This is a genomic window from Gilliamella sp. B2824 (genome assembly GCF_026536245.1).
Lineage (GTDB): Bacteria > Pseudomonadota > Gammaproteobacteria > Enterobacterales > Orbaceae > Gilliamella.
Window position 1 is genome coordinate 23,382 of sequence record NZ_JAFNON010000009.1, and the last position, 17,799, is coordinate 41,180.

Consider the following 17,799-nt stretch of genomic DNA (forward strand, 5'->3'; position numbering starts at 1 on the left):
TAACAAATGGCTAATGCAAAAGAGATTAGAACCAAAATTGCCAGTATCCAAAGTACACAAAAGATCACTAAAGCAATGGAGATGGTTGCCAACTCTAAAATGCGTAAAACGCAAGATAGAATGGCAGCTAGCCGACCATATGCCGAAATGATTCGTGAAGTAATTGGACATTTAGCGTTAGCTCAAATAGGTGCCAAGCATCCCTATTTAGAAGAAAGAGATGTTAAGCGAGTTGGCTATCTTATCATTTCGACCGATCGTGGTTTATGCGGTGGTTTAAATATTAATCTTTTCAAAACTGTCATTGCTGATATGTCAGCATGGCAGGAAAAAGGTGTTGAGTCTGATGTCGCTTTAATTGGATCACGAGGGGTATCGTTTTTCTCATCGGTTAAAGCGAACATACTAACCCAAGTAACCAACTTGGGGGATGAACCAACATTATCTGATTTGATTGGACCGGTAAAAACAATGCTTGAGGCATATGACAATGGCAAGGTTGATAGATTATATATTGTCACCAATAAATTTATTAATACCATGTCGCAAAAGCCAACTATACAGCAGTTATTACCATTACCACATTCAGATGATGAAAAGCTTAAAGCTTCATCAGGGGATTATATTTATGAGCCAGATGCGAAATCATTATTAGATGTGATTTTACGTCGTTATATTGAATCACAAGTCTATCAAGCGGTGGTTGAAAATCTAGCGAGTGAACAAGCAGCAAGAATGGTAGCCATGAAAGCAGCAACCGATAACGGTGCAAACTTAATCAATGAATTACAAATTGCGTATAACAAAGCACGTCAAGGTGCAATTACCAATGAATTAATTGATATTGTATCGGGTGCCGCTGCTGTTTCAGGTTAAGGCTAAATATTGGCTAATAGTTAAGAAAAAGACGTAGAGGATTAAAAATGGCTACTGGAAAGATTGTCCAGATCATCGGTGCGGTGGTTGATGTCGAATTCCCTGAAGATGCTGTACCAAAGGTATATGATGCATTAGAAGTGGAAACCGGCACTGAAAAATTAGTTCTGGAAGTTCAGCAACAATTAGGTGGTGGCGTTGTATGTTGTATTGCAATGGGATCATCTGATGGTTTAAGACGTGGACTTAAAGTAGTAAACACAGGTCACGGCATAGAAGTTCCTGTGGGAACAAAAACACTTGGCCGAATTATGAACGTACTTGGTGATCCTGTTGATAAAGCAGGTCCTATTGGTGAAGAAGAGCGTTGGGCAATTCACCGTGCAGCACCAACATACGAAGAGTTGGCTAACTCAACAGAATTACTTGAAACCGGCATCAAAGTTATCGACTTAATTTGTCCTTTTGCTAAAGGGGGTAAAGTTGGTCTATTTGGTGGTGCGGGTGTTGGTAAAACCGTTAATATGATGGAGTTAATTCGTAACATCGCGATCGAACACTCAGGTTACTCAGTATTTACTGGTGTGGGTGAACGTACACGTGAAGGTAACGACTTCTATCACGAAATGAAAGAATCAAACGTACTTGATAAAGTATCACTGGTTTATGGTCAGATGAATGAGCCACCAGGAAACCGTTTACGTGTTGCGTTAACTGGTTTAACCATGGCTGAAAAATTCCGTGACGAAGGTAAAGACGTACTCTTATTTATCGATAATATTTACCGTTATACCTTAGCCGGTACCGAAGTATCAGCTTTATTAGGACGAATGCCATCTGCGGTAGGTTACCAACCAACACTTGCAGAAGAAATGGGTATTCTTCAAGAACGTATCACCTCAACCAAAACAGGGTCAATCACCTCAATTCAAGCGGTATATGTACCTGCGGATGACTTGACCGACCCATCACCAGCAACAACCTTTGCTCACTTAGATGCAACAATCGTATTAAGTCGTCAAATCGCATCATTAGGTATTTATCCAGCGGTTGATCCACTTGACTCAACAAGTCGTCAGTTAGATCCACTTGTTGTTGGCCAAGAACATTACGATTGTGCTCGTGGCGTACAGTCAATTTTGCAACGTTATCAAGAATTAAAAGATATCATTGCAATCCTTGGTATGGATGAATTATCAGAAGATGATAAATTAACTGTTGCTCGTGCACGTAAGATTCAACGTTTCTTATCTCAACCATTCTTCGTTGCGGAAGTATTCACTGGTTCGCCAGGTAAATACGTACCATTAAAAGACACCATCAGTGCATTTAAAGGTATTATGAACGGTGATTATGACCATATTCCTGAACAGGCATTTTATATGGTTGGTTCAATCGACGAAGCGATTGAGAAAGCAAAATCTCTCTAAGAGATTTATAGAACGGAGAGAGCATTATGGCACTAACTTCCTATCAATTAGAAGTTGTTAGTGCTGAATCTCACCTTTTTTCAGGTGATGTTCAGCGAATCAGAGTCACAGGACAAGAAGGTGAACTTGGGATCTATCCTGGTCATACTCCGCTACTTACCATGATTAAACCCGGTATGGTAGGCATTGTGAAAGCAGATGGTGAAGAAGAGTTTATCTATCTATCAGGTGGCATCTTAGAGGTGCAACCGACCCTTGTAACGATTTTAGCCGATACCGCTATTCGCGGAGAAGACTTAGATGAAGCCAGAGCGCAAGAAGCAGTAAGACAAGCGCAAGAGCATATTAATCATCCGAGTGATGATATGTCATTTGCACAAGCATCAGCTGAACTATCAAAAGCTTTAGCGAAAATCCGAGTCATCGAATTAACGCGCCGTATTGGACAATAACTGAGTTACCCTATCCAAACTTAAAAAAGGTTACAAAAATTAAATTTGTAACCTTTTTTACATTTGAACTAGGTGTTAAGTGCTAACTATTAATCTTAGACAAACCTGCAAGTAGTTTATTTTTTAAACTTTCAATAAAACATCTATCAACGTCAATCGGATAAGCACCAGACTGCCATGATCGAAGATAAGCGATTTGTTGAGAGGTTAACTTTACATAATTATTGTTTATATAAACAACAGTGCTTTGCTCCGACGCCTGCTTCTCGTTCGTTTGCAACGACTCGTTGCTGGCTTTTGCCTTTACTTTCGCTCTGCTCTCTTCACGGCAACGTCGCTCATACCACTGCTGATAATCATCAATTTGATAAGTACATTCCAGTTTAGCGCCAAAATCGGTTAACACGGCTTCTGGCAATCGTTCGCTCAGCTTATTTAATGGAAAGGCACAAGCAATAACCCATCGATTTTGATATTTTTTCAGTTTTGCCGTTTGTAATTTTAAAGCGTAACCAAATAACTGTGTTAAAACATAAGCACCTTGATTATAACTACGTAAAAACACACCTTCTTTAAAAAGTAAAATATCCTTGAATTGGTGTTGTAAATTGAGTTTTTCAGAGATATTCATACAAAATATTATAATTCATCAGCCTCGACAAGCAGTCATAATTACCCAACCTAAATTAGAACCAGGCACGTTCCCAATTAGAAAATGACTCGCGAAATATTAAACAACAATAAAGCGCTTTTTGTCATTTAACGAGGCTTAATTTATGAATTTCTACAAGTAATAATTTTGACTCACTTTTGCTTATTTTTTAAGCTAGTTCGGCGCCGGCGGCTCCGACGCCAGCATATGCATTTACATCGCATATGCTGGCTATTGCCATTATAGGCGCATAGCGCCAACAATGGCATCGTCGCTCATATCATCACTTATTTTTTATAACGCTGCTTTAATTTAACGTTTACATGCCACTCGCCCACCTGAACTGTTAGGGGCCTCCATATGTGAAACATAACCAGAAAAATTCACAGTAAAATAAATATTATAAGCGGACCAATCTAATTCGCGCGTCCAGTAGTAAGAAAAATAGGTATTTTGCGCTTCCCAATTCGAATTAGGATAGTTTGTGCCTGCTACCCATCCCCATTCTCCCATAATAGAACTACCAATTGCGCGGATAAAGCTGTTCGGATAAATAGTCCAATTACCGCCAACTGAATTTGCTGGAGAGCTGGTATAATCGCGCCTTAATGGCACATTAGCAAGTCCACCACATAAATTTTGCGCGGTAGCCTGATTTATATCACCACTCTTTATAGGAACTAACCATACCGATGTTGGATTAAAGGTATAATCATGCGATATCGATTTATCATACCCTAAAGTTGCGCGCACTGTCACATTACCTGTTGGCTTATCATTTAATGTAATAAACCCTAATGAATCTACAGCAACCTTACCACCAGGATTACTGATCAAAGTGTAAGTATAGTCCGTTTGTGCACCAGTCATCACTAACTGAAATTTAGCACCAGGAAAGCCAGTTGTCGGAAACGTTTTTGCAGATACCGTTGGTTGGACTTTAAATCCATAATTAGGCACATAATCAGCTGTGTAACCACCACCATGAACAGCATCCGGCGTGCCTTTAGAACCATTCCATTCCCAAGGTCCCGAAACCGGTGAAGTTATTGTTGCATCATAAGTTCGCCACTGCATCTTAGGTGAAAGAACGATGTCATTAGGTTTAGCATAACAAATCATAGAGTCAGGAGCGATCTTATATTTTTTGGTTAACGTCACGCTATCGCTTTCATTGGGTATGCCATATTGAGAATAGGTTTTGAGCACTGCAGATATCTCTAACGTTAACGGCATGACATAACCACTGCCACAACCGATAATATTATTCAAATCACTATTTGGTATTTTATTTCCCTTTCCATCATACCATTGAGAACTTGTCACTGTGAGTAAAAAAGGCTTAATGGGATCTGCTTTATCTCCATCAATATCTGAAAAATTAGTTATACTACTTAAATTATTGTAATAATACGTTTTCACAACAAAATCGCTGAACCGAAGATTTCCATCAAATCTTTTTACTACATCACTAGTAATATTGCCACTTGCTTCGCTATAAAATACATTTTTTACCGTAAAACCATGTTTATCGGATGCTTCTTTTACATTTGCCACTTTCGGCGCATTACCTATAATATTTTGCACGGTAGTAGAGGTTAAGCCATACGCATTTGGTTGCAAAAATAAACTCATAAATAATATAACGATTATTAACTTTATCTTCGCTATCGAAAAATATAAATTGAAAAATTTTGAGCTAAAAATAGCGAAAAAGTGAATAGATGATTTTACTAATGTAAATGGAAGAATATTTTGTAATAATGCCAATACAGAAAGTCGGTGTTTACTCTCTAATTGACTTAAACCCGATGCCCGATGCCCGATGCCCGATGCCCGATGCCCGATGCCCGATGCCCGATGCCCGATGCCCGATGCCCGATGCCCGATGCCCGATTAAGACCACATTTTAACATATTTTTACTAATCCTTGTAGTGATTTACTTAATTTTTTTATAAAATTCAATTAGATAAACATTAAAACCATTACAACAAACCTGTATAGGAGCTTGTAAAAGTTTTCGTCATAGTAAATAAGTTCGAAAATTTTGTAATGCTCATTTTGGTAAAGATATGTAAAAATTAATTTATTCAATAAGATAGATAAATAATAATGTGATCATAAATAACGTTTTTAAGTTCATTTAGTTTGCATAGATTAAAAAAGCGTATAGTCAATTATTCAGCTGTTAACAGAGTTATACGACTTTTTAAGTACAAAATACTTAGTAACAATAATCATTGTAATCAAGTAAATAACGTTGTATTTAACAATGAAAAATCAACAAGTTAAACAAGGCAATAGCTCAACTTTAAAAGTTTTGGTAAAAAAAAAGACGATTTTGTTGTCAATAAGTCAGATTAATTATTCGTTTATAATCATAAAGCCAACCACTGAGCTAATTAAGATAGGTCATCACCTCAAAGTGTAATTAAGCGAGCAATATAGTTTAATTCTTCCACAGCAAGATAGGTTTTGATCCTATATATATTTAGTAAATTAAATGCCGATCAATAGCAAGTTAGATAAGAGAGAATATAAAATATTTTGTTCCTCAAAAAATGGATTACCCGTGTTTTTTTAGCAAAAATAGTTTATAGATGATTAATTTAATATAAAAATATAGAGTTATCATTCAAAGACCTTGCCAACATTTATCATAATTAAGCTAAATGATAAAACGTTAAACGTTTGCCTTTTCAAAAGGAAAACCCTATCGAAAATATTCATGCATAAAAGATCAAGTGTGAATAATTATCGATGCTGGATTTATTAATCACTATCAGCGATAATTTCAGGCAACTATACTAATTTTAATGTGATTATGTTTACCATTTACCATTCAAATCAAGTCGATTTACTCAAGTCTTTGGTAAGTCAATTAATGCAGCAACAACCATTGAATGATCTATTTATGCCAGACATGGTTATTGTGCAGAGTCAAGGAATGGCACAGTGGTTACAAATTGAGCTTGCTGATGAATTGGGAATTATAGCCAATGTTGAATTTCCTTTCCCTACTCAATTTATTTGGCAACTTTATCAAACGCTATTACCTAATGCTCCCATTGAAAATACGTTTAATCCTGAATCTATGGCTTGGCGCTTATATTATTTATTACCTAAAATTATTGATGAGCCTGAGTTTATTACCCTTAAACATTATTTAAATATTGATAAGCAAGATAGAAAGTTATATCAACTTGCAACTCGTATTGCTCGTTTGTTCGACCAATATTTAGTTTATCGTCCTGATTGGCTGGCACAATGGGAAGCCAATAACACAGTTCAAGAATTAAACTTACATGCCGATGAAGTTTGGCAAGCAAAACTCTGGCGTAAACTAATATCAATTAGTCAACCTTACCATCGCGCTAATATCTATCAACAAATGTTGGAGATTCTAGCAGATCCTCATTTCGATCCAGCACGGCTGACGCCATTACCAAAACGAATTTTTATTTTTGGTATAACTTCACTTCCACCAATTTATTTATCACTACTTTCAGCATTAGGACAACATATTGATGTCCATTTAATGTTTAATAACCCGTGTAAATGGTATTGGGGAGATATCGTTGAGAAACAATTATCACAATCACATAATGACCCAACCCAAATACCCAATGCTTTATTAACCTCGTGGGGAAAATTAGGTCGAGACAACCTATTTTTATTGCAAGAATGTATGAATAAGCAAGATATTGATGTGTTTGTCGATCAACAACGTGATTGTTTATTACACTCTATTCAACAAGATATTTTGGATCTTTATCCCCAAGTGGCAACCCAACACCCCATTCAAACTCAAGACCGCTCTATCTCTATCCATGCTTGTCATAGTGAACAACGCGAAGTTGAAGTGTTATATGACTATCTTTTGTCAATTTTTGATGCCGATCCATCACTTGAGTTACGAGATTGTATTGTAATGGTATCGGATATTGACAAATACGTTCCTTATATTCGTTCAGTTTTTGGTAATGCTTATGGGCAACGCTATTTACCTTTTACAATTTCAGATCAAAAAGCTCGCAATATTGATCCAATAGTACAGGGCTTCTTTGCGATATTGAATTTTCCACAAAGCCGATTTACTGCTGAAGATTTGTTTAATTTACTTGAAATACCAGCCATTTCTAAACAATTTTCAATCGATGAATCACAATTATCACTATTACGAATTTGGATTGTTGAATCTGGCATTCGTTTTGGGCTTGAACATAACCACAGTTGGCTATTTGGGCTTGAACGATTGCTACTGGGTTATACCATGACAAGCGATCAAGGTGGTTGGCAACAAATTTTACCTTATGATGGTGCAACGGGTTTAGATGCTGAATTAATAGGTCAATTAGCTGAATTTATTGGTGTAGTCAGTAAATGGTTAGTGTTATTAGATGAAGATAAACCTTTGGCAGAATGGCAAAGCTGCTGCCTTGAAATTATCAATGACTTTTTTTTCAAAGATGCCCAAAACGAATCAATATTATTGATGATTGAACAAGAGTGGCAAAAGCTGATAAATAGTGGGTTAACAGCTAATTTTTCTGACAAAATTTCAATTACAATTTTACATGATGCAATGCAGGCACGTTTGGAACAAAATCATTTAGCCCATCGCTTTTTAATTGGTAAAATTAACTTTTGTACTATGATGCCGATGCGTTCAATTCCCTTTAAAGTGGTGTGTCTACTGGGTATGAATGATGGTGATTATCCTAGGGCTTCATTACCACTAGATTTTGATTTAATTGCAGAACATCCAAGACGAGGGGATCGAAGTCGTCGTAATGATGATCGCTATCTTTTTTTAGAAGCGATATTATCGGCTGAAAATCAATTATATATCAGCTATATTGGTCGTGATATGAAAGATGATAGTGAGCGCTATCCATCTGTTTTAGTTGATGAACTTTGTGATTATATTGCGCAATACTATTGTGAAGAAGGTGCTGAAAAAACAGAAAATACAAAACATTTTCCTGATTTTTTATGTATCCATCATACTCGAACCCCTTTTAATCCACAAAACTTTTTACAAGATCCAAGAAGTTATGCCGATGAATGGTTACCTGCCGCATTACAGCAAGGTAAAACTGTACCTTTTATCAGCCAAATTACCACTATCACAGTAGATAGTATTAATCTTGATGAACTAAAAAGGTTTTATCAGCATTCAATAAGGTTTTTTTTACAAAAACGCTTCCATTTTTATATCCATTATTTAGATGATAACTTACCCGATGCAGAAAATTTTAATTTAGATAACTTAAAGCGTTATCAATTAAATATAGCAATACTTGAACAACTAATTACAAAAGATGGCAATAATTCACAAGACGATCTTTATCAACGTTTAGCATTAAGTGGGGATTTGCCCGATGGCGCTTTTGGACAGATCATCTATGATGAGCAAAATCAAGCTATGCACGCTTTAGCTGATAAAATTAATCAAGAACGCCTAAACTTTACTACTCAAGAAGTTAATTTAACTATTTCTACAAGTCAATACGATTGTCAGTTGCAAGGATGGTTAACCCATATTCAACAAGATGGTATTTTAACTTGGCGCCCATCTAAATTATCAATTCGTAATGGGATTTCGTTATGGATTGATCACTTACTCTATTGTATTTTAAATCCCGATACACTCGACACTCAAAGCCGTATGTATGGTCGAGAAGAGACTCAATGGCGTTTTTCATATTTAAACGCTAATCAAGCCTTAGGTTTTCTGACTGATTTAGTCGAAGGGTATTTACAGGGGATAAATGAACCATTATTTATGCCAATCGAAAGTGCGTGGAGTTGGTTAATAACAGCCTACAACCCGAAAACCGGTGAAATTGTGCCGAGTGAAAAAGCCAATAATAAATTGTTAAGTACTTGGCAAGGTGGTTTGTATTATCCAGCTGAATGTGATAGTTACTATCAAAGGCTTTATCCTGAACTAACTCAAAATTTGATAGAACAAATTATTGTTTTAGCTAAGCGGTTTTTAGTGCCGATCTTATTGCATCAAACAACAGTTGAATAGGAGGCATTATGTTTATTGATACACATTGTCATTTTGATTTTCCACTGTTTACCAATCATTTAGACGAATCAATAAATTATATCCGACAAGCAAATATTACCGGATTGATTATCCCGGCGGTTGCCGCTCATCATTTTGATACGGTGCTACAATTAGCCAATCATTATAACGAAATTTATGCTGCATTAGGATTACACCCAATATATAGCCATACTGAAGCTGATTTAGAACAATTACGTAATCGACTCAGCCATCTACCCCAAAAAGTGGTTGCAATTGGTGAAATAGGTTTAGATAAATATAATCTGACTATCGACTGGCAACAACAGTTATTCTTTTTTAGATCACAATTAATGTTGGCTAAACAATTCGATTTACCGGTACTTATCCATTCACGTAAAACTCATGATATTATGTATCACGAGTTACACCAAGCCGATCTGCCTTGTCGTGGCGTGATACATGGTTTTTCAGGTAGCTATCAACAAGCGATGCAATTTATTAAGCTTGGTTATTCTATTGGTGTTGGAGGAGTCATTAGTTATGATCGCGCAAACAAAACACGCAACACAATTGCTAACTTACCGCTTGCAAGCCTTGTACTCGAAACTGATGCGCCCGATATGCCATTAAGTGGCAAGCAAGGTCAAGCAAATCGACCTGAAAATATCGTCGAGATATTTAAAATTTTAACTGAATTACGCAGTGAATCACCCGAGCAAATACTTAACACTATCTTAACAAATACCTTGACGCTATTTAGTAGAATTAATAGAATGACCACACTGTGCAAAAAATAAATAACTAATTAATTATTATAAAGATATTTTATTTAACTAACCAGATGGTGTTTTTTTATGGCGAAACGTTATAACCAATTTTTTATTCAATCACTCATATCCCTTACACGCTTATTCCCGCTGTGGGCAATACTTTGTGCCGTAGCAGCCTATTTTTTCCCAAGCACATTTTTACCTGTGCGCCCTCATACATCACAGTTATTAATGTTTGTAATGTTTACTATGGGCGTAACGTTAAGTATTGATGATTTTAAACGCGTCGTTACCAAACCTAAAGCGGTAATAATTTGTACCCTACTGCATTATATCGTCATGCCACTGACCGCTTTAATCTTATCTAAATTGTTTACCATGCGACCTGAGTTATTAGTTGGCATGGTTTTAGTCGGTAGTGTTGCGAGTGGTACCGCATCAAATGTTATGATCTATTTAGCAAAAGGCGATGTCGCGTTATCTGTCACAATTTCGTCAGTATCTACCCTAGTTGGCGTAGTTGTTACCCCGCTACTCACGTTATTATTAGTTGGTACCACTGTTGAAGTTCCGGTTCTGGATATGCTTGTTCACATTGTGCAAATTGTGTTAATTCCAATTATATTAGGTTTATTGGTGCACCATTTACTCAACCCATTAGTAAAAAAATGTGAACGTTTTTTACCACTTTTATCGATGATCTGTATTTTATTAATACTTTGTGTTGTAGTTGCAGGTAGCCATGCACAAATAGGACAAGTTGGTTTTACAGTTATTTTTGCAGTTATTATTCATAATGGCTTAGGAATACTGGGTGGTTATTGGGGTGGACGTCTATTTGGATTTGACGAATCAACCTGTCGAACTATGTCACTGGAAGTAGGTATGCAAAACTCAGCATTAGCAGCAACCCTTGGTACAACTTATTTTTCAGCATTATCCGCTTTACCAGCAGCAGTATTCTCAGTTTGGCATAATATTTCAGGTTCATTACTTGCAGGATATTGGCAAGGCAAACCCGTTAAAAATAAGAAAAAAGCCAACAATTAACAAATATTATTGTAGAATAACCTTCAGTACTTTGTCTGGCTTAATAATCGATTAAGCTAGGCAAAACAATATACATTCAGGGCTGATATTTTTCCCCTGTTAAGCCCAGTATTCCGATGAATTTTAGGTTAATTAAAATGAATAGCGAATTACAATTATCCCCTTTTGTGTATCGCATATTACCGTGGATCGCGGCATTTGCTTTTTTTATGCAATCGCTCGATACCTCGATATTAAACACTGCACTGCCAACCATGGCTAAAGACCTTAATCAATCACCGTTAAATATGCAATCAGCTGTCATTAGTTATGCTTTAACACTTGCATTGTTTATTCCGGTTAGTGGTTTTTTATCTGACAAATTTGGTACCAGAAATATTTTTGTTATGGCGGTGGGGCTATTTACTTTAGGGTCATTACTTTGTGCTTCATCCAATTCATTAATTTTCTTAGATATCTCACGCGTTATTCAAGGTATTGGTGGTTCCATGATGGTTCCAGTATCACGTTTGGTGCTCATCAAGTCATTTAAACGGAGCGACTTTTTAGTCGCCTTAAACACTGCAACTATTCCCGGTTTAATTGGACCGGTATTAGGGCCGGTACTAGGCGGTTATTTAGTTGACATGGTCAGTTGGCATTGGGTATTTTTAATCAACCTACCTATTGGTTTATTAGGAATGATAATTAGTTTCCGATATATGCCCAACATAAAAGGCGTGCGAATGCCTTTTGATTTATTTGGTTTTATATTTATTGTCATTACTTTTATTAGTGCAACGTTAAGTGTTGAACTTTTAAACCAAAATCAACAATATCAGCTACCCTTGTTACTTGTAATAATTAGTATTGTGTTTTTGTTTATTTATCGAGGATATGCAAATAAAAAACCAGCGCCGTTATTCCCTTTATCACTATTTAAGATTCGTACATTCAAAATAGGAATTATTGGCAATCTAATTTGTCGTTTAGGCATATCGGGGGTGCCTTTTTTAATTCCTCTATTATTACAAGTAGGATTTGGTTATTCAGCCATTTTTGCAGGTATGATGTTGGTACCAATGGCGCTAGCATCAATCTGTACCAGAATATTCATTCCTCGAATTTTAGGGCGTTTAGGTTACCGTTTTGTATTAGTTGCTAACACCATATTTGCAGGCATTATGATTGCTTTAATGTCACTTTTGAATTCATCATCACCGCTTATCTTTATGTGTTTATTGCTATTTTGTATTGGTGGCATTAACTCTATTCAGTATACAGCGATGAATAGCATCACATTAGCAAATTTAGAAGGCGAAAATACCAGCAGTGGTAATAGTTTAATGGCAGTAAACCAACAATTAGCGATCAGTTTTGGTACAGGATTTGGCGCAGTATTAGTACGATTGATTAGTCATTCAACCAGTACTATTCATGCATTTCAATATACCTTTATTATACTCGGCGTTGTTACCATATTATCAAGCATGATCTTTGCCCAGTTAAAAAAAGAGGATGGACAAAATCTAACCTCTCATCATCAAGAAACAAGGAGATAACAATATGTTCCAGTATCAAATCATTCCAGTTACAGCTTTCCAAGAAAATTGTAGCATCATTTGGTGTGATAAAACCATGGAAGGCGCAATTATCGATCCTGGTGGTGAGCCTGAATTATTAGAAAAAGCAGTAGAAAAGTTAGGCGTTAACATAAAACAAATTTTGCTAACACATGGGCATTTAGATCATGTAGGTGCAGCAGTTACATTAGCAACTAATTTTGGTGTGAAGGTTATCGGACCTAGTCATGAAGATGAATTTTTATTTAATGCCTTACCACAACAATCAATGCAATTTGGTTTTCCCTATACCGAAAGTTTTTTACCCGATCGTTGGCTGAAAGAAGGCGATAAAATCCAAGTCGGCAACATTACACTTGATGTACTTTTTTGCCCCGGCCATACTCCAGGACATATCGTATTTATTAATGCAAAAGATAAAATTGCATTTGTTGGTGATGTACTATTTAAAAGTAGCATTGGACGAACCGATTTTCCTCGTGGAAATCATGCTGATTTAATCTCATCAATAACCCATAAACTTTTCCCACTGGGTGATGATTTTATCTTTGTTCCTGGCCATGGACCTATGTCGAGCTTTGGCAATGAACGAATGACTAACCCTTTTTTAGTCTAAGACAACTATTGGTTTAAATAAAAAGCAACATTAATAATGTAAACTTTTTAATGTTAAAATAGTTTACATTATAGTTTTTTGTATTATTATTGCACTACTGTTTATTTTTTAATGGTAGAAAATAATGAAACTCACAACATATTATCCAACTTATATCAATACACTATTTAACTTATCATCTTGGCAACGCAAACTGTGTGCAACTACAGGGGCGGCCCTACTGCTAGGGTTAGCAGCTAATATCAGTATTCCCACATACCCAGTACCATTCACACTTCAATCGTTAGCCGTATTGTTAATTGGCGCTTTTTTAGGTCGTAAACTAGGTGCATTAACCATACTTCAATATCTCTTTTTAGGTGCAATGGGATTACCACTATTCGCTAACGGTAGCGGTGGAATTATGGCATTAGCTTCACCGTCATCAGGTTATTTGTATGGTTATATATTTAGTGCTTATTTAGCCGGTTTTGCTGCCGAAAAAGGGTACGATCGTCACTTTATTTTAGGATTAATTGCCTTCGCTTGTGCACATCAACTCTTATTTGTATTTGGTGTCGTTTATCTAATGGGATATATGCATATTTCACTTATCGAAGCACTAAAAGTCGGCTACTTACCTTTTGTTGGTGTTGATGCAGCTAAATTTATTATTGCAACTTGCGTAATGTTCTCATTATGGCGCCACCACGCACGCAAATAACCATGCAAATTGGCGATATTATTTTCCAAGCCCAGAATGAAGAAAGCGAATTCAATACAGCGATCACTCATTCTGGTGCCCAAATCAGCGCTGATGACATAATCAATCAAATAAGCCATGTTGGGTTATATATTGGCGATAATATCGTTATTGAAGCCACCCAAAAACATGGGGTAATCTATACCCCCCTTAATGACTTTTTAGCCGTTGCAAAATATAATCTTGTCGCAACCATTTATGATGAGTCAGTCATCAAAAATGCATTAACACGAGTTCAAACCTGCCTTGGGTTGCCCTATAACCATAGTTTTCGAGCAGATGATAAGGGCTTTTACTGTAGTGAACTGATTACTTTTGCCTTTAAATACCCGTCAGGTAAAGATTATTTTCAATTATATCCAATGAATTTTAAAGATTCTGTTACTAACCAAATTATCCCCTATTGGATCGATTATTATCGAGCACTTAACCAAACTATTCCACAAGGTGCATTAGGTTCACATCCACAACAGTTAATGCGGCAAACACATTTATTTAAAACTATCCGAACATATTAAGCTTAGCAAATAAAGTCAATAAAATAGGTCAATTGAACATAAAAAAGCGATTTGAAATAATTTAATTGTTGACATAGCGGCATTAAATCTATAATATGCGCGCTACATTTCGGTTCCTCCATAGTTCAGTCGGTAGAACGGCGGACTGTTAATCCGTATGTCACAGGTTCAAGTCCTGTTGGAGGAGCCAACTTCATTCAACTTATGTTTTTCCAACCTTAGCAAATCATTAAAATTATCAATTTTCAAAGTTACTCATCAATACTTGGTGTTAAGCTAACTAGAAAGCTTATTTAGATGGTATAATGCTGTGGAAATTATATGTCTCAATCATCCTTCAATCCTGCAAAACGTTATTAAGCAAAATTGTTTTGTAAAATCTTAAATGATAACGGTTTAACGATATTATCTAAATGAGTTTGAACTGTGGCTCACCACTAGAATATAAAATTTAAAAAATTATTTTTAGCTGATAAATTGAAAGAATATCTTGCAAAAAAAATCAATCAATAGCATATTTAATACTATTTATTTGATTTAAAGCTTATTTTTAAACTAAGTTAGCTGCTAAAACGCATTTATGAACAATGGCTTAAACGATTAACAATCGTCAATAATTTATAATAAAATTAAAATAAATTTTGTAAAAATGAAATTTAGGGAAAAGAATAATGCATATACATTTTATTATTCACGAAGATTTCGAAGCACCTGGCGCATATGAGCAATGGGCAAAAATACATCAACACACAATTAGCTATTCACGTGTCTACCTTGGTGAACCCCTTCCAGATAATATCAATAGTATTGATTTTCTAATTATCATGGGTGGACCACAATCACCGGCAACTACAAAACAAGAATGTGCCCATTTTGACTCGTTAGCTGAGCAAGCTATCATTTTATCTGCAATTAAAGCCAATAAAGTTGTTATTGGTGTTTGCCTTGGATCACAATTAATTGGCGAAGCACTTGGTGCACATTACGAACATAGCCCAGAAAAAGAGATTGGCAAATTCCCAATTACGTTGACCGAAGCTGGTAAAAAAAATCCGTTATTTTCTCATTTCGGTGATAGTTTAGCTGTCGGTCACTGGCACAATGATATGCCTGGTTTAACTCAAGATGCCCAAATCATTGCCTATAGTGAAGGCTGTCCACGGCAAATCATTGCCTATGGTCCATTCGTGTATGGTTTCCAATGTCATATGGAGTTAACTCATGAAGTGGTTGCTAAGCTCATTGCACATTCTCAAGATGATATTAGTCAAGCTGCAAATTATCGCTTTGTCGATACAGAAGACAAATTACGCGCGCACGATTATAGCCAAATGAACTTAAAGTTGTTTATTTTTCTCGATAAACTTAACAAGTATTATCACTCCACCTGTAAAAATTGATCCATTATTCGATATAAAAACTGTCAATTATGCAAAAAATTGTAGTAGATAAACCGGAAAAACGCAGCCCTTTAAGGTTAAAATTAGGAAAAGAATACTTTATTTTAAAACGTAAACTAGATTGGTGGAAAAATCGTAAGCTATATAGTACTGTCGACATCAATAATCACGCGTGCCGTTATTCCCATAAAAAACATCAATCGGTTTTATTAAGGCAGTTAAAAGATGTGGATATGTATCTGCAATACAACAAAATCACCAATCTACACTTAGCGGTAGAAAAACTCAATGGTTCAATCATAAAACCGAATCAACGTTTTTCGATCTGGCATAACATCGGGCGCCCAACGAAAAAGCGCGGTTTTTTAGAAGGTCTTTCACTGCACAATGGCAAAATTGGTAAAGATATTGGTGGGGGACTCTGTCAGTTAGGCAATTTAATTTATTGGATGGTTTTGCATTCTGAATTAACGGTTATAGAACGCTGGCGACATAGTTTTGATGTTTTTCCTGATGTAAACCGCACTCGCGACCTTATCTTATAACTATGTTGATTTGCAGCTACTCAACAAAACCAATACAACATACCGCCTTAATCTTTGGCTTGATGATAAATATTTACATGGGGAACTACTTGCTGATACTCCGTTATGTTATCAATATGAAGTTTTCGAAACCGATCATCGCATTGAGCAACAATGGTGGGGAGGTTACACAAGGCACAATAAAATATGGCAACGAAAAACCCATTTAATAGATCATTATCAGCAAGAAAAGCTAATTTGTGAAAATCATGCCATTATGATGTACGTACCCTATTTAAAAAATAGTGAAGATTAATTAACAACCATAAGAAAATAGTAATTTTCACAAACAAATAGTCATCAACTATCTAAATAATAGTTTGTGAGCCATATTAATAACTCGTATACTGCTTAAATTAAGTAGTTAATAATAATATATATGAAAGGAGCAACTTCATGGCCTACACTTTACCAGCGCTACCTTATGCGTATGATGCATTAGAACCTTATATTGATGAACAAACTATGCATCTACATCATGACAAACACCATCAAACTTATGTCAATAATGCCAACGGCATTTTAGAAACACTATCTGATGAAATCAAACAATTAAGCCCTGAAGCTTTATTAGCTAATTTGGACAAAGTGCCAAGCGATAAAGTTACCGGAATTAAAAATAATGTGGGTGGGCATGTTAATCACACTTTATTTTGGGAACTACTAAAAGTGGGAACTGAACTTAAAGGTGAACTAAAAGCCGCAATTGAAAAAGATTTTGGTACAGTTGATGCATTTAAAGAAAAATTTTCAGCAGCAGCGGCAAGTCGTTTTGGCTCAGGTTGGGCATGGTTAGTATTACAAAATGGTAAACTTGCAGTTGTATCAACAGCAAACCAAGATTCTCCGCTAATGGGTGAAAAATATTCAGGTGTTTCTGGTACACCAATTTTAGCACTTGATGTTTGGGAGCATGCTTATTATCTAAAATACCAAAATCGTCGTGCTGATTACATTGGTGCATTTTGGAATGTCATTAACTGGGACAAAGTGGCTGAACTTTATGCTCAAGCTAAAAAATAATTAATTTAAATAGTTCTGTTTTGAGTTAAAAATGACGCATGATGCGTCATTTTTATTTTCAACAATAATGTATCAAAGCA

Annotated in this window: 16 protein-coding genes and 1 tRNA gene; 15 read left to right on the forward strand and 2 right to left on the reverse strand. The window is 35.9% G+C overall.

Annotated elements, in window-relative coordinates; genetic code table 11:
- Positions 1-6 precede the first annotated feature (6 nt).
- From atpG to J3U56_RS09220, 3 genes are read left to right on the forward strand one after another with little or no spacing between them, the layout of a single operon-like run.
- Positions 7-876, forward strand: a complete 870-nt coding sequence (gene atpG / locus J3U56_RS09210) for a F0F1 ATP synthase subunit gamma (protein ID WP_065633167.1) — start codon at positions 7-9, stop codon at positions 874-876.
- A 47-nt stretch (positions 877-923) separates the two neighbouring features.
- Positions 924-2,306, forward strand: coding sequence for a F0F1 ATP synthase subunit beta (atpD, locus tag J3U56_RS09215; RefSeq protein WP_267333962.1), 1,383 nt, complete (start codon positions 924-926; stop codon positions 2,304-2,306).
- Between the two features lie 26 nt (positions 2,307-2,332).
- Positions 2,333-2,758, forward strand: a complete 426-nt coding sequence (locus J3U56_RS09220) for a F0F1 ATP synthase subunit epsilon (RefSeq protein WP_065633169.1) — start codon at positions 2,333-2,335, stop codon at positions 2,756-2,758.
- 82 nt (positions 2,759-2,840) lie between these two features.
- Here the strand turns inward: J3U56_RS09220 and J3U56_RS09225 are convergent, their stop codons facing one another.
- A complete protein-coding gene (locus J3U56_RS09225; protein WP_267367441.1) occupies positions 2,841-3,389 on the reverse strand; it encodes a hypothetical protein in 549 nt (182 codons plus the stop codon).
- Positions 3,390-3,722: 333 nt separating this feature from the next.
- A complete protein-coding gene (locus J3U56_RS09230) occupies positions 3,723-5,033 on the reverse strand; it encodes a hypothetical protein (RefSeq protein WP_267367443.1) in 1,311 nt (436 codons plus the stop codon).
- Positions 5,034-6,235: 1,202 nt separating this feature from the next.
- Between J3U56_RS09230 and recC the strand changes: the two genes are divergently transcribed.
- The 12 genes from recC to J3U56_RS09290 all read left to right on the forward strand — a co-directional run bounded on the left by recC (position 6,236) and on the right by J3U56_RS09290 (position 17,719).
- Complete coding sequence (recC, locus tag J3U56_RS09235) at positions 6,236-9,451, forward strand: exodeoxyribonuclease V subunit gamma (protein WP_267367445.1); 3,216 nt, start codon at positions 6,236-6,238, stop codon at positions 9,449-9,451.
- Positions 9,452-9,459: 8 nt separating this feature from the next.
- Entirely contained in the window at positions 9,460-10,251 is a 792-nt protein-coding gene (locus J3U56_RS09240) for a TatD family hydrolase (RefSeq protein ID WP_267367448.1), read from the forward strand.
- Positions 10,252-10,308: 57 nt separating this feature from the next.
- Complete coding sequence (panS, locus tag J3U56_RS09245) at positions 10,309-11,274, forward strand: ketopantoate/pantoate/pantothenate transporter PanS (protein ID WP_065633175.1); 966 nt, start codon at positions 10,309-10,311, stop codon at positions 11,272-11,274.
- Positions 11,275-11,411: 137 nt separating this feature from the next.
- Positions 11,412-12,815: an MFS transporter gene (locus tag J3U56_RS09250; RefSeq protein ID WP_065633176.1), complete on the forward strand. Its 1,404-nt coding sequence runs from the start codon at positions 11,412-11,414 to the stop codon at positions 12,813-12,815.
- A 4-nt stretch (positions 12,816-12,819) separates the two neighbouring features.
- On the forward strand, positions 12,820-13,452 hold the full coding sequence (locus J3U56_RS09255; RefSeq protein ID WP_065633177.1) for an MBL fold metallo-hydrolase: 633 nt from the start codon (positions 12,820-12,822) through the stop codon (positions 13,450-13,452).
- A gap of 124 nt (positions 13,453-13,576) precedes the next feature.
- Positions 13,577-14,155 (forward strand): biotin transporter BioY, encoded by a 579-nt coding sequence (locus tag J3U56_RS09260; RefSeq protein WP_065633178.1) that lies wholly within the window; start codon positions 13,577-13,579, stop codon positions 14,153-14,155.
- A complete protein-coding gene (locus J3U56_RS09265) occupies positions 14,131-14,712 on the forward strand; it encodes a YiiX/YebB-like N1pC/P60 family cysteine hydrolase (RefSeq protein ID WP_267334332.1) in 582 nt (193 codons plus the stop codon). The genes J3U56_RS09260 and J3U56_RS09265 overlap by 25 nt, the downstream gene beginning before the upstream one ends.
- Before the next feature lie 114 nt (positions 14,713-14,826).
- Positions 14,827-14,902, forward strand: a tRNA-Asn gene (locus J3U56_RS09270).
- Between the two features lie 481 nt (positions 14,903-15,383).
- Complete coding sequence (locus J3U56_RS09275; protein ID WP_267367451.1) at positions 15,384-16,112, forward strand: type 1 glutamine amidotransferase; 729 nt, start codon at positions 15,384-15,386, stop codon at positions 16,110-16,112.
- A 29-nt stretch (positions 16,113-16,141) separates the two neighbouring features.
- Complete coding sequence (locus J3U56_RS09280) at positions 16,142-16,657, forward strand: VanW family protein (protein ID WP_267344767.1); 516 nt, start codon at positions 16,142-16,144, stop codon at positions 16,655-16,657.
- A gap of 10 nt (positions 16,658-16,667) precedes the next feature.
- Complete coding sequence (locus tag J3U56_RS09285; protein ID WP_267344768.1) at positions 16,668-16,952, forward strand: hypothetical protein; 285 nt, start codon at positions 16,668-16,670, stop codon at positions 16,950-16,952.
- Between the two features lie 140 nt (positions 16,953-17,092).
- A complete protein-coding gene (locus tag J3U56_RS09290) occupies positions 17,093-17,719 on the forward strand; it encodes a Fe-Mn family superoxide dismutase (protein ID WP_267334342.1) in 627 nt (208 codons plus the stop codon).
- Positions 17,720-17,799 lie beyond the last annotated feature (80 nt).

Bases quoted from the DNA above. Each gene is read 5' to 3' on its own strand.
- atpG (WP_065633167.1), top strand. From the start codon at position 7: ATGGCTAATGCAAAAGAGATTAGAACCAAAATTGCCAGTATCCAAAGT.
- atpD (WP_267333962.1), top strand. From the start codon at position 924: ATGGCTACTGGAAAGATTGTCCAGATCATCGGTGCGGTGGTTGATGTC.
- J3U56_RS09220 (WP_065633169.1), top strand. From the start codon at position 2,333: ATGGCACTAACTTCCTATCAATTAGAAGTTGTTAGTGCTGAATCTCAC.
- J3U56_RS09225 (WP_267367441.1), bottom strand. From the start codon at position 3,389: ATGAATATCTCTGAAAAACTCAATTTACAACACCAATTCAAGGATATT.
- recC (WP_267367445.1), top strand. From the start codon at position 6,236: ATGTTTACCATTTACCATTCAAATCAAGTCGATTTACTCAAGTCTTTG.
- J3U56_RS09240 (WP_267367448.1), top strand. From the start codon at position 9,460: ATGTTTATTGATACACATTGTCATTTTGATTTTCCACTGTTTACCAAT.
- panS (WP_065633175.1), top strand. From the start codon at position 10,309: ATGGCGAAACGTTATAACCAATTTTTTATTCAATCACTCATATCCCTT.
- J3U56_RS09250 (WP_065633176.1), top strand. From the start codon at position 11,412: ATGAATAGCGAATTACAATTATCCCCTTTTGTGTATCGCATATTACCG.
- J3U56_RS09255 (WP_065633177.1), top strand. From the start codon at position 12,820: ATGTTCCAGTATCAAATCATTCCAGTTACAGCTTTCCAAGAAAATTGT.
- J3U56_RS09260 (WP_065633178.1), top strand. From the start codon at position 13,577: ATGAAACTCACAACATATTATCCAACTTATATCAATACACTATTTAAC.
- J3U56_RS09265 (WP_267334332.1), top strand. From the start codon at position 14,131: ATGGCGCCACCACGCACGCAAATAACCATGCAAATTGGCGATATTATT.
- J3U56_RS09275 (WP_267367451.1), top strand. From the start codon at position 15,384: ATGCATATACATTTTATTATTCACGAAGATTTCGAAGCACCTGGCGCA.
- J3U56_RS09280 (WP_267344767.1), top strand. From the start codon at position 16,142: ATGCAAAAAATTGTAGTAGATAAACCGGAAAAACGCAGCCCTTTAAGG.
- J3U56_RS09290 (WP_267334342.1), top strand. From the start codon at position 17,093: ATGGCCTACACTTTACCAGCGCTACCTTATGCGTATGATGCATTAGAA.